This window comes from Shimia sp. SK013 (assembly GCF_001292625.1).
Lineage (GTDB): Bacteria > Pseudomonadota > Alphaproteobacteria > Rhodobacterales > Rhodobacteraceae > Shimia.
Genome location: NZ_LAJH01000013.1, coordinates 167767 through 181836, shown reverse-complemented (window position 1 = coordinate 181836; position 14070 = coordinate 167767). Strand labels below are relative to the sequence as shown.

Genomic DNA, 14070 nt, shown 5'->3' with positions numbered 1-14070 from the left:
GACTCATTGATTGATACCAAAGTTATTGCGCCAAGGGTGCCTCAGAAAGGTGAAACTAGGGCAAATTGAGGGCGGACAGACTGGCAACTGCTGCCTGGTTCAACCAAAGCGCGATTCCTGCCAAAAGGAGTCCCGAGAACCAGAAAACCACATCGTGGCGCATATCCCACGCGTTGTGCCGACGCGCCAGCCAGATCACCGCCGGATAAGCCAGTACCATTGCCACACCCTGACCCACCAATGCCCCGATCAGACCATAGGCGCTCGCCCCGAGGATCAGTCCTGCCATCATCAGCGCGGCGCGGGTCGATGCCAGCACAAAAAACCCCCGACTGTCGCCCGCGGCCAAAGCAGCATGGTCATAGGTCAATGCGATAATCTGCGGGATCTGCATCACCGCCAAAAGCACCACAACGCCGCCCGCCAGCGCATAGCGCGGATCATAAAGCACACCGACCAGCCAGACGCCAAGAACTGCGAACCCGGTCAACAACGCAAACAACCCCGCGCTCAGCATCATGCGCAGCCTGTGCAGGTTGGCGCGGTTCGCCGCGCTCTCTTGCGGGGGCTTTTCGCGATAGATCGGGATCATGATCCGGCGCGTCACCATTCCGCCCAACAAAAGCGGAAAGGAGGCGAGGAAGAAGCCAATATTATAAACCCCCAATGCCCCAAGGCTTAGGAATTTGCCCAGCACGATCTTGTCGCCCTGAGACAGCAAAAAACCGGCCGCCGTGGACAGGAATATCCATTTGCCAAACCCGATCAATTCTCGCGCAGCGGGGCGTTCCCACCGCGGCTTGTTCAATGCGCCCGGCAGAAAAATTTGATACAAAATCAATTGCATAAAGACAGTGGTCACCGCATTTGCCACCAGCGCCCAAACCGATCCAGTGGCCCACGCGACCATTACACCTACCACCAATCCAAGCACTTGCGCACTCAGATCAATTGTCGTGATCCGGCCCAACACAAGGTTGCGATTGGCGCTGTCGCGTTTGGTTGGAAACAGTCCCATGATCAACAGCGTCACGCCGACCACGGGCAGGATATCGGCCAACTCAGGCGCGTCATAAAACGCCGCTGCAGGCGCCGCCAAGGCCCATGTCACCACCAACAACAGAAGCCCGCGAATGACCTGAATGGTCCAGGCCGTGTCCAAAAACGCGCGCTCCTCGCCGCGTTTGGATTGCAGGATCGATTGCGTCACGCCCATGTCACTCAGGTTGGACAACCCTTGCAGAAATACCCAGACGAGGCTCATCACGCCAAAGGCTTCGGGGAACAACAGCCGCGTCAGGATCAGGTTGGATGCCAACCGCAAAGCCTGAGAGCCGCCATAGCCGATGATCGTCAATCCGCCGGAGCGAAACGCACGGGCAGCCAACGACGAGCCGGAGGAAAGCTGTGCCAGTCGGCTCATCGGCCTCTGCCCCAACTGCCGTCTTTTTGCGGTGTCAGTTTTACGATCACAGCGACGGCGCCATAGACCAGCATCCCCAACGGGTCGCGCAATCCCATGCGCAGCTTTTGCCACAGGCTGAGCGTGTGTTTGTCATCATTTTCCAGAAGATAGGGGAATTTTTCGACCACCTCGGCCACCCCCGCATTTTGCCGCCGCCGCACTTTGACCAACGCGCGGAAACCTTCGACCAGCGGCCAATCATATCCGGCAGGCACTGCGATTCGCTGCTCCGGAGGAAAACTGAGGCGCACATAGGTGTCGTCGGCAATGATCTTGGGGAACAGCACCCAAGAGTGCCGTCCGGCGCCATTCACCGCAAATAGCCCGGCACCGGGGACGCCATCTGTGATGAATGGCACGCGTTGATAGATGCGTGCATAGGCGCGGGTCGCCCAGGATTTCGCCGGTGCCAGCCGCAGTTGACCGCTGGCATATCGCGGCTCTTTGGTGTTCAGCACGGCACATATCTGGGCAAACAGGTCGCGATCCACGACAACGTCCGCGTCCAGATAGGTCCGCATCGGAAAATGTGCAATGTGGTCGCCTTGATTGAGCGCGCCGGGTTTTCCGATGGCGGGCATGTCCAGCACGTCCAGATGCCAGCCACGGTCTTCGGCCACACCTTGATACATTTGCGCCAAAGGTGCTGTTTCGTCGTCACAGCCATTGGCGACAACAATCACCTGCGCCTGCTTCGGGCCGCTGGAAGACAGCACCGATTGCAGGCAAGCGTCGATACGCTCTGCCTCGTTGTGCGCGGGGATGATGATGCTCAACACCTGCGGATTGCCTCATTGCCGATGCCCTGTCGTGCGGGCTTTGTGGCGACCTTATCAGACAACCCCGCCCACCTGCCAGTGGCGCGCAAAAAAGCGATTGTTTTCCTGGGCGTGCTGCCCATTCAGAGCAACCCTGACATCGGTATGACCAAAGCGGGAGAGGCGGCAAAAGCCACGGCCTCGATGCTGGTCAAAAGGTAGGTTTGGCCTTCCGCAGTGGCCCGTACCTGCGCTCCGTCGCGGACAAAATCATAATCCGCCCGTGCCCCCGGCAGGATCGCCCGATCCGTGCCCGCGCCGCCATGTAACCGATCCGCCGCTCCGTCCGCGATCAGCACGTCATCGCCGCCACCGCCGAGCAGGCTGTCGATCTTGACAGTTCCGGCAATCCGGTTTGCCCCGTCGTCGCCCTCAAACACCCCGCCGTGCAGAAAAGCGTCCTCTGCGCGGGCCTCGGACCAATGCGGCCCCTTTTCGTTATATGCGGTCAGTGCGGTATGGCGCGGTGTTTCGTCCCACAGATGGCGCAGATGCCCCCAGCTGCCCCACTTGCTGGATTTGCCAACATCGTTGAACGCGTTGAAACTGCGCCCGCCAAGCGTGCGCCACTCAGCCAGCAACTGATCATAGATCTCGCCCAAATCATCGCTGGTCGAAAACGCCGCAAAATAGCGTGTGAGCGCGTCGTTGTTGGCCCAATTCCCCACACCCGCCACATGGCTGCCGCCCTCATACATCACCAGCGCGAGGCCGTTGTCGCGCGCCACGTCAGCCTGATACGGCAGCATCTTGTTGATCAATTCTCTGAGCGACCCTTTGCGCAAGGCTTCTGCGGTTTTGGCATGCATCCCTTTGTATTGCTGGGTGTCGACAAATGCCGCCAACGCCGCGCGCTGCAATCCTTCCTCAGAACCGATCCGTTCGGCGGTAGCTCGGCTGTCTTCAAGCCAGCCCAAAACCGCGTCTGCGCCGCCGTCCAGACCCAAACCGACGCCAAAATATCCGGTCACCGCATAGGCGTCAAAGCTCGCCACTGGTGGCGGTGCGCCGTCCTTTTGCGCCAATGGCGCCTCCAGCAATCCTTTTTCCAGTCCCGGCCAGGCGGTGTGCGTCGCCGCCACCCGCATCAATCGCGTTTCGGCTTGGGCGCCAAACACCTCACCCCAGATCCGCCCCATGGCGCCTGCGCGCGCGCCAGCGATCTGCATATGGCCGTTTTCAACCTGTCCCCAGCGCGCCTCGCTCGCCTTCAAAGCCCATTGCGCTTGCTGAAATCCCCAGTTCCAAAGTTCGTTGGAATACTCCACATACGCCACCAAATCAGGGTTCAGGTGGTCACGAACCAGCTCTGCAAAGCTGCGCATATAGGCGTCATCCGCCAGATGCGGCATGTTAAACCACGCATCCGCGCCGATTTCGTTGGCCAGTTGCACCATCACCTCTGCTGGAACCCCGCGCCAGCCGTAAGTAAAATCGCTCATCAGCGGGCGACCGTCCCACGTGGCTTGTGTGGATGCGTTGGTCTGCATCCAATCCATGAACCGCACCAGCCGCAAATCACCCACAATGCGCAGCCACTCCGGATTGAACACCGCACCCGCCTCAAACAGCGGGATATGTTTCTCGGCCACCACAGAAACGCTGTGCACATAATCGCCCGTGCGGGTCGGATCGGTGTCACGAATGCGCACCCCGACATGGCCCTCGCCAGGTGTATATTCAAACCAGATCTCATGATCCTCGCGGCTTGTTACACGCGCACGGCCCGTCATCTCAACGGACCCGGCGCCCTGCCATGACACGCGGAACCTCCCTGACAAACCGGTGGCTTCGGGCGGCTGATCCGTCAGCATGAGCGCCTCGACCGAGGCGATGTTTTCGGGAATGCCCCAGACCCAGCCCGCCTCGTCCATGAGGCCAAAGTCCTCCATCTCCTCTGTCGACACGCCACCCCATTGGCCCGGCAAATGCCCGACCCAAGGCCGCGCGGTTCTCATCAGATCAATGAACGGCAGCTGCGTGCCCCAATCCGAAATTGCCGCCAACCCCATCGCCAGTGCCGGATCAGCAAGGCCCATTCCCGCCGCGCCGCCGTCCACAAGCAGTGTCGCAGGCGTTTTGAACGACTGGCCAGCCTCAGTCTCGCGCGATGGCGTTTCAACGGCTGCCATCCTGATCGGCTCCAAAACCAGCCGGTGAATTTCCTCGCGCACAGCCTCCCAATAGGTGCGCACATCCGCGTGGACCGTCTCGGGCAAATCGATCGCAAGCGGCAACTCCGCCTCAAACAGCCCGACATAGGTGATCGCACCGGCCAACAGATACAACGTCGGTGTGCCGTGCGGCGCGTCGTCAGTGTACAAATCCTTGGGCGTCATATCGAACAACACGCCGCCATCCACCAACTCCGAAATCACCCGCGCCACAGGGATCATATCGATGCGAAGATCAGGGCGCGCGTCGCGCAGCTGCGCCACATAGTCTTGATACCAGGTGTCATAGTCCCCCGCGTTGAACTGCAAATAGCGGCGGAATTTGCGCGCCGAGGGGGGGAAGCTGCCATATCCCGACATGTCCGCCCAGCCTTGGTAAATCACGAAACGGTCCGGCGCGACGTCCGCCCTTTGGTCGATCACCGCCAACGTGGCTGAGACCGGCGAGGCCTTGTCGGGGTTGTCCCCGTCAAAGGCTTTGTCCGCGCCTTGGTATTGGATGAAATTGGCGGGGTTGATCATCATCACGTCCCAATCCACGTCTGCGAAATTGCGATACTGCCGCGTCCACGCGCGGTTGACCTTGTCAAACCGCCAATTTGCCAACGGCGTTTCGTCCTTGGCGAAATCGCGCAGAAACCCCCACTGGCCATCCACCGCGATTGTCTTGCCATCCGCCTCCGCGAGCCGCGCCAACCAATGTGGCACCGCGGTTTCGTCGGTGTCACTCAGGTGGTGCACAAGGCTGTTGCCAAAGAAATAAAGATTCAGCCCGTCCCGCTCCTGTGCCGATGCACCAAAGCCGAGACCGGTGAACAGGCACAAGGCCATAACCGCAAAGACGCGCATCGTTCATTCCTTCGAAAACCAAGGGTTACGCAAGTATGCGGCGATTCCGGTCCGGCATGGAAGAGGGCACACCATTTCATGCGACGTCGCGACCTACGTATTCTTACCGCCTTGTCGATTGGCCACGCTGCCGCCACTCTAATCGCAAGATTTACCGCAGCGGGAGGCGCAGCGCATGATAGGCACAGCAGACCCTCGGGATCGCGGATTTGACTCCAAACGCTTGGAGGTGATCCGCGATTGGATGCAGTCTCTGGTGACGGATCGCAAACATGCGGGCAACGGGCTGTTGATCGCACGCGGCGGGGATGTGGTGTTTGATCACGTCGCCGGACTGCGCAGCGTCGAAAACGCCACCACCTTTGATCGAGACACCGTCGCGCGGATCTATTCCATGACCAAACCGGTGACGACCGTGGCCCTGATGATGCTGGCCGAAAAAGGGCTGTTTCATCTGGACGCGCCCGTATCTGAATTTGTGCCGGAGTTCGCGGACTGCCGCGCACTGATCAAAGGCGCGACATCCATTGATCAGACAGAACCCTGCGCCACACCAACATTGCACCAACTTGCCACCCACACCTCCGGCCTGAGCTATCCGTTTAACCCCGGCGTTCTGGCCGCCGAAATGGATGAACAGGACGTTCTTTTCAAACCCAACCAAGGCGCTTTGGCCGATGAGGTGCGCCGACTGGCGGCCCTGCCATTGGCGTTCAATCCCGGCGCGCGCTGGGAATATTCGGTTGGCATTGATGTCTTGGGCCGTGTCATCGAGGCGGTGTCGGGCAAACCGCTGGACGTCTTTTTTCAAGACGAGATTTTTGGCCCCTTGGGTATGACCGAAACCGGCTTTTCCGTGCAACCGTCTCAATCTGACCGCTTTGCCGCGCTCTATACGCCACTGGCGGGCAACGCCATGGGGCTCAACGACGCCGAAATGGGCGCTGAAACCCTGCGGCTTGTGGATCGGCCGGACGAGTCACCGTTTCTGAACGCTTCCACGTTTTCCGGCGGTGGCGGGCTAGTTGGCACGATGGATGATTACCTGCGCTTTGCGGAAATGCTGCGCAGGGGCGGCGCACTGGGCGACGCGCGACTTTTGTCGCCGCGCACCACCAACTTCATGATGTCCAATCATTTGCGGGGCGACATCGCCTCGATGGGTCCGGAAAGTTTTGCCGAACAACCGATGGAGGGCATGGGCTTTGGTCTCGGCGGCGCCGTTGTGTTGGATGCGGGCCGCGCCCGCGTGCCCGGAAGCGTCGGCGACTTCAGCTGGGGCGGAATGGCCTCGACATTTTTCTGGGTCGATCCGGTCGAGGACCTTTCGGTGGTCTTCTTCACCCAGCTGTCGCCTTCAAGCTCCTATCCCACCCGACCACAGCTCAAGGCACTGGTACACGGGGCGCTTACCAACTGAGGCACCGCGCGTTGCGCTAAACGTAGATCTCGCGGAATCGGCACCTACGCAATACCGACGCCATACTGACGCGATGCCGACCAGCAAAACGACGTTCTTTCAGGCCGTTAACCCAAGCCGCGCTGCCAAGTTGGTAAGCGCAAAAAAGAGCGCGGCCACGCAGACAATCGACGGACCCGCTGGCGTGTCCCAATAATACGATGCCCACAATCCACCGCTGGCCGAAGCCACTCCAACCGCCGCAGCACTGGCTGCCATGGCCTCGGGTGAGCGGGTTACAGCCCGCGTCGCGGCAGCGGGAATGACTATCAAAGCGCCAATTAACAACGCGCCAACAACCTTGATTGCCACGGCGACGACTACCGCCAAACCCAAGGTCAACACCAGTTGTTCCCGTTTGGGATTGATACCGCTGGCATAAGCAAGATCGGGGTTCAGCGTGGACGTCAAAAGCCCCTGCCAACGCCAGATCATCAAGGAAATAACAGCAATCGCGCCACCCCATATCACCGCCAAGTCGGATTTGGACACCGCCAGAATATCGCCAAACAGGTAAGACATCGGGTCAAGCCGCACGCCCTGTTGAAGCGACACAGCCACAAGGCCAAAGGCCAATGCGCTGTGCGCCAACACTCCCAGCAGCGTGTCCATCGCATAGCCCCGACCTGCAAGCGTTGTGACCGTAACAGCCATCGCCAATGCCACCGCTAGTGCGCCGATAAAGACAGACATTCCAAAGGCCAGCGAGAACGCGACGCCCAAAATGGCAGCATGCGCTGTCGCATCCCCGAAATATGCCATGCGTCGCCAAACCACAAAACACCCCAAAGGCGCCGCTGCAAGTGCCACGCCGATCCCGGCCAGAGCCGCGCGAACCAGAAAATCATCAAACATATCAGTGATTTCCCAGATGATCGTGCGTGTGAGGATGGTCGTGGTCACAGGCCTCGTCTTCGTGATGATGGTGGTCGTGCTCGTGTCGATAGAGTGCCAGAGCACCGTGGGTTCCGGTGCCAAATAACGCGCGATACTCCGGGGCCGAGGCCACGATTTCGGGCGTGCCATGACAGCACACATGACCATTTAGACACACCACTCGGTCACTCGCGCTCATCACAACATGCAGCTCGTGGCTGACCATCAGAACGGCCGCTCCGGTGGTGCGGCGAACCTCTTCGATCTGGGTGTAAAAATCGGCTGAACCGGGTTGGTCGAGGCCTGTCGTGGGCTCATCCAGAATGAGCAGATCGGGTGAATCCATCAATGCCCGCGCCAATAAAACGCGCTGGAATTGTCCGCCCGAAAGGCCGGCCATTGGGCGATCTGCGATGTCCTCGACTCCGGCCTGCCTCAGCGCTTTCGCCACGGCTTCGGCGGGTCGCCGGTTGGGCAGGGACAGAAAGCGGCCTGCACTCAATGGCAGGGTCGGATCAATCGCAAGGCTCTGAGGAACATATCCAATTTTCAATCCTGCTGCGCGCAGAACAGTGCCGCTGTCAGGGGTGATTGCACCTATGACACTGCGCAACAAGGTGGATTTTCCGGATCCGTTTGGCCCGACAATTGTGACGATCTCGCCTTTGTCGATGGTCAGATCGACGTGCGAAAGCGCAACGTGCGCGCCAAGCGTCACCGACATATCCTTGATGGTGACCAGCCTCATGTCGCGGCCCTCTGACAGGAAGGACACAGGCCCTCCGCCTCAACCACGGTTGTCTCGATTTCAAAGCCCATCGACTTGGCCGCCGCTCCAAGGCTCGCGTTCAGCGACACCGAGGTTTCAGCGACGGTTTCGCAGCCGCGACAGATCAGGAACACTGGCGCATGCTCGTCACCAGGATGGGCGCAGGCTATGTAGGCGTTTAGCTTTTCCAGTTTATGCACAAAGCCGTTCGTCACTAGAAATTCCAGTGCGCGATACACCACCGGCGGCTGCGCGGCAAAGCCCTCGTCGCTCATTAGCGCAAGAATGTCATAAGCCCCCATCGCGCGATGTTCCTGCAACAGGATTTCCAACACTCGCCGTCGCCCTTTGGTGAGCCGTAGCCCCTTGGCGGTGCAAACGTCCTCGGCCGTTTTCATACCTCCGCCCATGCAGGCCGAATGATCGTGATGTTCAAAGCCGATGCTGTCCATCGTGATCTCCTTACGAATTGCACTTGATATAGTATAACATTTTGTTTAGGGCCAGTGGTCGCGTTAGTTTATATCAAAGGTACCCTCATGAAACTCCTCCCCGTCAGCTTTGTGGCCTTTCTTGGTGCCACCTTGACTGTTCAAGCAGAAACTCCACGTGTTGTCGCCGATATTGCACCCGTTCATAGCCTTGTCGCGCAGGTCATGGAAGGTGTTGGGATGCCTGATCTTTTGATGCAGCCGACGGCCTCTCCGCATGGCTACGCCTTGCGCCCGTCGGAAGCCCGTGCGCTGCAGAACGCAAATCTGGTGTTTTGGATCGGTCATGAATTGACGCCTCAACTCGAGGGCGTGCTTGAGTCTCTGGCTGATGAAGCGCATGTCGTGGAGTTGCTCAATTCCGCTGACACTGTGCGACACAATTACCGGACCTCGGAGGATTTCAAGATAACCTCGGAAGAGGATCATGAACACGGCCATGATGATCACGACGAGCATAGTGATCATGACGATCACGAGGATCATGATGACCACGCAGATGACGATCATGCCGAACACGGCCATGATGACCATGAAAACGATGGTCACGCCGAGCACGATGACCATGGCCATGAAGACGAGGCCAAGCACGAAGACCACGACGATCATGCGCATGAAGATCACGAAGGCCACGACCACGATGGAACTGACGTCCACGCTTGGCTTGACCCGCACAATGCGCGGGTGTGGTTATCACTGATCGCTGACGAGCTTTCCGAGGTTGATCCTGCAAACGCCGCTACCTATGCCAAGAACGCGGCAGCAGCCCAAGCTGAACTGGATGCCTTGGAAGAGGAGATCGCAGCGAAGCTAATCTCTGTGTCTGATGCTGACTTTGTGGTGTTCCATGATGCATACCAGTACTTTGAAACCCGGTTCGGGCTGATCGCGTCTGGTGCTATTCGTGTTGGTGATGGGTCATCGGCAAGTGCGGCACGTCTGCGTGAAGCGCGCAATACGCTGCAAGAGAACAAGGTTGAGTGCATCTTTAGCGAACCTCAATTCCCTGATTCGCTGGTTGCATCGGTGGCGGAAGGTCTCGACATTCAAACTGCGGAACTGGATCCGCTGGGTGCCAACCAAGACGTCGGAGCGGATCTCTACAATCTTGTCATTGGCCAGATGTCTGATGACTTTTTTAGTTGCCTGAAGCACGACGACCACTAACGGCGTTTTGCTGAACCTCTAAAGGTTCAGCAAAATCATGTTTCCCAGCCCCCAGAGCAATAGCTGAAAATGCGTGGTCTGGGCGCCCTCATGGCAAAACCAATAGCTGAAATGGTTGCCAACGATGGTGAACATCGACCAAACGCCAGTGAACATCAGGGCCCCGATTAAAGCCACGTCTCGGGCCATTGAAGGAAATGCGTATCCAGTCGCGGCCAGCGCCAACAACACGACTCCGACCCACATCACCGCAACGGTCATCACTTCAGCGGCGACGATCAAGCGAAAAAATCGGGTCTGCCAAGCACGGCTTTTGATCGCGCGATGCGCCACACGGGCATATTCGTCGGGATAGTCTTCTTTCATCCGCTCCATGGTTAGAACCTGCGCGGTAAAGACCTCATTCACGGACGGATGAAGGATATTGTCGCGAACGCCGGTTGTGAGCCAAAGCGTTGGCAACAAAAGGGAAACGGTCTGCGCCGTCAGCAGCATATCCATCAAAAGATCCTTACATGAAAACGGGCCGCCCAAGGGCGGCCCGTGAAAATCGCTGCGGCTTGATTAGGTCCAGTGCAGCTTGGCCGGGTGGATCTCGAAGGAGATGTGGTGTGCACCACCTTCAAGGCCATCAACCGTGTGGTTGTAGAGCGACCGCCAATAAGGCTGGATCGTCACGGCATCATCCTGAAGCATCGCCTGACCTTTGGCCATCAGCTCGCGACGCTTCTCGATGTCGGCTGTTGCCAGCGCTTCTTCGAGGTTGGCGTCGAAGTCCGGGTTGGAGTAGCCGAACTCGTTCCATGCTTCGCCGGAGCGATAGGCAAGTGCCCAAATCTGCACGCCCAATGGACGGTGGTTCCAGTTGGTCGAGCTGAACGGGTACTTCGCCCAGTCGTTCCAGAAGGTGGAGCCTGGCAGGATAGTACGCTTGATGTTGAACCCAGCGTCGCGCAGCTGTGCGGCCACAGCGTCGGTGGTGTTCTTGCGCCATGCATCGTCGATCGAGAGGATTTCCATCTCGAAATCGCCCATGCCAGCCTCGTCCAGAAGCGCCTTGGCGCCCGCGGGATCGTGCTTCATCGCAGGCATTTCCGCATACTCTGGGTGCATCGGACCAACGTGGTGGTTTTCTGCAACCTGACCGCGTCCGTCATAACCCAATTCCAGCAGAACGTTGTTGTCGACAGCCATGGCAATTGCCTTGCGGACTCTGACGTCAGCATAAGGCATCTTGCCGTCTACTTCGGCCAACTGGTTCGGGCGGATCACAATGGTCGCAGCGGTCACGATTTCGTTTTCAACCCAGCCATCAAGCGAGGACACGAGATCGATGAACTCTCCGTCTACCGAATAAAGCATGTCGACTTCTTCGGATTCAGCCGCGGCAACCCATGCCGCCGGATCAGTGCCGTAATCGATGTATTCGATACGATCCATCCAAGCGCCGTTATCAGCACCCCACCATATGTGGTTTTCGTTGCGCACAAGTGCGGCCTTTACGCCGACTTCCAGACCGTCAGGCAGGTAAGGGCCTGTGCCGACCGGGTTGGACAGCATGTCGTCCGGGTTGTGTGAGCCGTGCACGATAGCAGCCGGATAGTCCGCCATGCCAGGGATCAACGAGATGTCGGGCTTGGGCAGGTTCAGTTTGACAGTGTGGGAGTCGACAACTTCGATGCTGCCATCAACCGCCTTACCGGTGGCTTCGTCGATCAGCGTCGCAAAACGGCCCGCCATCGAGTTGCCTTCGACTTCTTTTTCACACCAACCGGCGATGTTGCGCGCCACGTCGTCTGCAGTGAAGTCATCGCCGTTGTTCCACTTAGCGCCCTTGCGGACGTTCAGGGTGTAGGTCTTGGCATCCTCGCTGATTTCCCAGCTTTCCAGAAGACCGGGGCCAAAGGTGCCGTCGCGGCCATAGTCCACGAGGTACTCCAGCCAACCACGTGAGAAGTTGGCGATCTGCGACCAGTCATAGGTGCGCGGATCTTTAAGCGCGCGCACTTCCATCTGGATGCGCACTGTTCCGCCGGCTTTGGCGTGGCCATCCGCATATGCGGGTGCGGCCATGCCGAGCATGCCATAGGCGGTAGCTGCGGTCGCGCCGAAGGCGCTTGCAAGCGCGAGGAATTCGCGGCGATTTACTTCGTCCTCACCCACTTTGTGGGCTTGGTCGACGATCACTTTAGGCATCGGCTTGCCGGTACGTGTCTTAAAGGTCATTGGCTTCCTCTCTGTTGATTTCCGGGTGCCCCCGAAGCGCAGTCGTTGCTGCAATTTGTTGTGGTGGGCAGTGGTCACCCGCCGGTTTGTTGTTCCTGTGGTCGCATCGTTTGAAGTCTACTGTTTGTGTTCAAAGGACACGGTTGTTTTTTGGAGCATTCGGTAGGAGATATCTGGCCAGAACGTTTCCGGCGCGTCTGGATGGTCAGGTGCCACACAGATGATTTTTTCCTCCCGCGGGGTCAGTTGTCCGCACCGGCATGCTAGCGCATGACTTGCGATGGACACCCCTGGCTGCGTCCGGTCCTCCTTCATACTATAACCATTCACGGTCCAACCGGACGTCGCAATATGTAAAGTTTCCGTGTGGTTAAGTGGATTCGTCAAGAGCGCATTAGCAATTTCTTCATTTTTGAACTTATCACCAGCGGTTTGCGGCATTGGTTTGGCGTCTTTTCCTGGCGCAATGCAGCCAAACGGCGGTACCCGCACATGCGCCCGGAACCGGAGTGCCGAACCGAGGCGGATATTGCATTCTCTTGGTCGAACCATAACCAAGTGTAGGGCGAACGTGTGCATGGTGATCTGGTCCGATAGCGACCCGTCTTGTCGAATATTCGACACTTTGGCCACGGACTAGGACGCGGCATTGGTCCCGTATGCAAGGGTGACGCATGCGGTTGCTCTGTGTTAGGACATGGAAAACACCTCATGGGGTAGGGCATTTGCGCATTCTCAGCGTTACATCGGTTCGCAATGAAGGACCTTACCTGCTGGAATGGATCGCGCATCACAAAGCGGCGGGTGTCACGGATTTTCTAATATATTCCAACGATTGCGACGATGGCACACACGATATGTTGCAGGCGTTGGATGCGGCGGGTGTGGTCACACATAAACCGCACGCGCCCGAACCAGGCAAGTCGATCCAGTGGCAGGCATTGCGGGCCGCGTGGAAACATCCGTTGCGCAAAAAAGCGGACTGGGTGTTGGTCAGCGATGTGGATGAGTTCATCAATATTCACGCGGACGGCCACACGATTCCGGATCTGATTGCCGCAATGCCCAATGCGGACGCGATAGTCCTGCCGTGGCGCCTGTTTGGTCACAATGAGGTGGCCGGGATTGATGCGCGTTCGGTGACGGAACAATTCACCCGCGCCATTCCGCCAGAGGCGCAGTATCCCATTGCCGCCAGCTTGTTCAAAACCCTGTTTCGAGCCAAAGGCCCGTTTAATCAGTTTGGCGTGCACCGCCCCAAGCAAAAGCCACGCGACAAGGCGAACGCGCCGAAATTCTACAACGGCTCTGGCGCACTGATGCACCCGTTTTTGGCGGATCATCCGCATCGGTTGTCATTGTGGCAATTGGGCGTGGCGCGGGATTTGGTGGAGCTAAATCACTACGCTGTGCGCTCGGCGGCGGCCTTTGTGATCAAGCGGGATCGAGGGTTACCCAATCGCGCCACAAAAAAGGTCGACCTCGCCTATTGGGTTGAGCGTAATTTCAACACGGTCGAGGACACCCGCATTGCGCGGATGCGTTCTGGGACAGAGGCCGCATTGGCAGAATTGATGCTTACGCCAAACGTCGAGAAGTTACATGTTCAAGCGTTGTCATGGCATCGGGCGCGGTTTGAAGCGTTGATTGCGCAGCCAGACTCGCAAGAACTTATGTCTCAGATTCTATGTGCTGGCAGTAGCCGAGTGCCATCGCCGCAATTGCAGAAAATGCTGGTTCAATGGTATCAAGACGCTAACAAAGATAATTCATAAG

11 protein-coding genes are annotated in these 14070 nt (G+C 58.2%); 3 read left to right on the top strand and 8 right to left on the bottom strand.

The window, feature by feature from the left end; genetic code table 11:
* Positions 1 to 55: 55 nt before the first annotated feature.
* The 3 genes from SHIM_RS13250 to SHIM_RS13240 all read right to left on the bottom strand — a co-directional run bounded on the left by SHIM_RS13250 (position 56) and on the right by SHIM_RS13240 (position 5306).
* Positions 56 to 1423 carry an oligosaccharide flippase family protein gene (locus tag SHIM_RS13250; RefSeq protein WP_054003144.1) on the bottom strand — a complete coding sequence of 456 codons (1368 nt, stop codon included), beginning with the start codon at positions 1421 to 1423 and terminating at the stop codon, positions 56 to 58.
* The gene (locus SHIM_RS13245; protein ID WP_054003143.1) at positions 1420 to 2244 is read right to left on the bottom strand and encodes a glycosyltransferase; all 825 of its coding nucleotides are present in this window, start codon (positions 2242 to 2244) and stop codon (positions 1420 to 1422) included. The genes SHIM_RS13250 and SHIM_RS13245 overlap by 4 nt, the downstream gene beginning before the upstream one ends.
* A gap of 122 nt (positions 2245 to 2366) precedes the next feature.
* Positions 2367 to 5306 carry a calcium-binding protein gene (locus SHIM_RS13240; protein WP_054003142.1) on the bottom strand — a complete coding sequence of 980 codons (2940 nt, stop codon included), beginning with the start codon at positions 5304 to 5306 and terminating at the stop codon, positions 2367 to 2369.
* 175 nt (positions 5307 to 5481) lie between these two features.
* On the opposite strand from SHIM_RS13240, the gene SHIM_RS13235 reads away from it, so the two are divergent.
* Positions 5482 to 6726 carry a serine hydrolase domain-containing protein gene (locus SHIM_RS13235; RefSeq protein WP_241488868.1) on the top strand — a complete coding sequence of 415 codons (1245 nt, stop codon included), beginning with the start codon at positions 5482 to 5484 and terminating at the stop codon, positions 6724 to 6726.
* Between the two features lie 99 nt (positions 6727 to 6825).
* On the opposite strand, the gene SHIM_RS13230 is transcribed toward SHIM_RS13235, so the two are convergent.
* Genes SHIM_RS13230 through SHIM_RS13220 form a run of 3 tightly spaced genes read right to left on the bottom strand, consistent with a single transcriptional unit; the run spans position 6826 to position 8862 of the window.
* On the bottom strand, positions 6826 to 7620 hold the full coding sequence (locus SHIM_RS13230; protein ID WP_054003141.1) for a metal ABC transporter permease: 795 nt from the start codon (positions 7618 to 7620) through the stop codon (positions 6826 to 6828).
* Between the two features lies 1 nt (position 7621).
* Positions 7622 to 8389 carry a metal ABC transporter ATP-binding protein gene (locus tag SHIM_RS13225; protein ID WP_054003140.1) on the bottom strand — a complete coding sequence of 256 codons (768 nt, stop codon included), beginning with the start codon at positions 8387 to 8389 and terminating at the stop codon, positions 7622 to 7624.
* The gene (locus tag SHIM_RS13220; protein ID WP_054003139.1) at positions 8386 to 8862 is read right to left on the bottom strand and encodes a transcriptional repressor; all 477 of its coding nucleotides are present in this window, start codon (positions 8860 to 8862) and stop codon (positions 8386 to 8388) included. Before SHIM_RS13220 ends, SHIM_RS13225 begins: the two co-directional genes overlap by 4 nt.
* An 87-nt stretch (positions 8863 to 8949) precedes the next feature.
* On the opposite strand from SHIM_RS13220, the gene SHIM_RS13215 reads away from it, so the two are divergent.
* On the top strand, positions 8950 to 10068 hold the full coding sequence (locus SHIM_RS13215; protein WP_054003138.1) for a zinc ABC transporter substrate-binding protein: 1119 nt from the start codon (positions 8950 to 8952) through the stop codon (positions 10066 to 10068).
* Positions 10069 to 10086: 18 nt separating this feature from the next.
* Here the strand turns inward: SHIM_RS13215 and SHIM_RS13210 are convergent, their stop codons facing one another.
* Both SHIM_RS13210 and SHIM_RS13205 read right to left on the bottom strand, forming a co-directional pair.
* The gene (locus tag SHIM_RS13210) at positions 10087 to 10569 is read right to left on the bottom strand and encodes a DUF2165 family protein (RefSeq protein ID WP_054003137.1); all 483 of its coding nucleotides are present in this window, start codon (positions 10567 to 10569) and stop codon (positions 10087 to 10089) included.
* 63 nt (positions 10570 to 10632) lie between these two features.
* A complete protein-coding gene (locus tag SHIM_RS13205) occupies positions 10633 to 12294 on the bottom strand; it encodes an ABC transporter substrate-binding protein (protein ID WP_054003136.1) in 1662 nt (553 codons plus the stop codon).
* A 725-nt stretch (positions 12295 to 13019) separates the two neighbouring features.
* On the opposite strand from SHIM_RS13205, the gene SHIM_RS13195 reads away from it, so the two are divergent.
* Complete coding sequence (locus tag SHIM_RS13195; protein WP_054003134.1) at positions 13020 to 14069, top strand: glycosyltransferase family 2 protein; 1050 nt, start codon at positions 13020 to 13022, stop codon at positions 14067 to 14069.
* Position 14070 lies beyond the last annotated feature (1 nt).

Coding starts and splice junctions, on each gene's coding strand:
- SHIM_RS13220 (WP_054003139.1), bottom strand. CDS start 8,862: ATGGACAGCATCGGCTTTGAACATCACGATCATTCGGCCTGCATGGGC.
- SHIM_RS13210 (WP_054003137.1), bottom strand. CDS start 10,569: ATGGATATGCTGCTGACGGCGCAGACCGTTTCCCTTTTGTTGCCAACG.
- SHIM_RS13215 (WP_054003138.1), top strand. CDS start 8,950: ATGAAACTCCTCCCCGTCAGCTTTGTGGCCTTTCTTGGTGCCACCTTG.
- SHIM_RS13230 (WP_054003141.1), bottom strand. CDS start 7,620: ATGTTTGATGATTTTCTGGTTCGCGCGGCTCTGGCCGGGATCGGCGTG.
- SHIM_RS13225 (WP_054003140.1), bottom strand. CDS start 8,389: ATGAGGCTGGTCACCATCAAGGATATGTCGGTGACGCTTGGCGCGCAC.
- SHIM_RS13240 (WP_054003142.1), bottom strand. CDS start 5,306: ATGCGCGTCTTTGCGGTTATGGCCTTGTGCCTGTTCACCGGTCTCGGC.
- SHIM_RS13250 (WP_054003144.1), bottom strand. CDS start 1,423: ATGAGCCGACTGGCACAGCTTTCCTCCGGCTCGTCGTTGGCTGCCCGT.
- SHIM_RS13205 (WP_054003136.1), bottom strand. CDS start 12,294: ATGACCTTTAAGACACGTACCGGCAAGCCGATGCCTAAAGTGATCGTC.
- SHIM_RS13235 (WP_241488868.1), top strand. CDS start 5,482: ATGATAGGCACAGCAGACCCTCGGGATCGCGGATTTGACTCCAAACGC.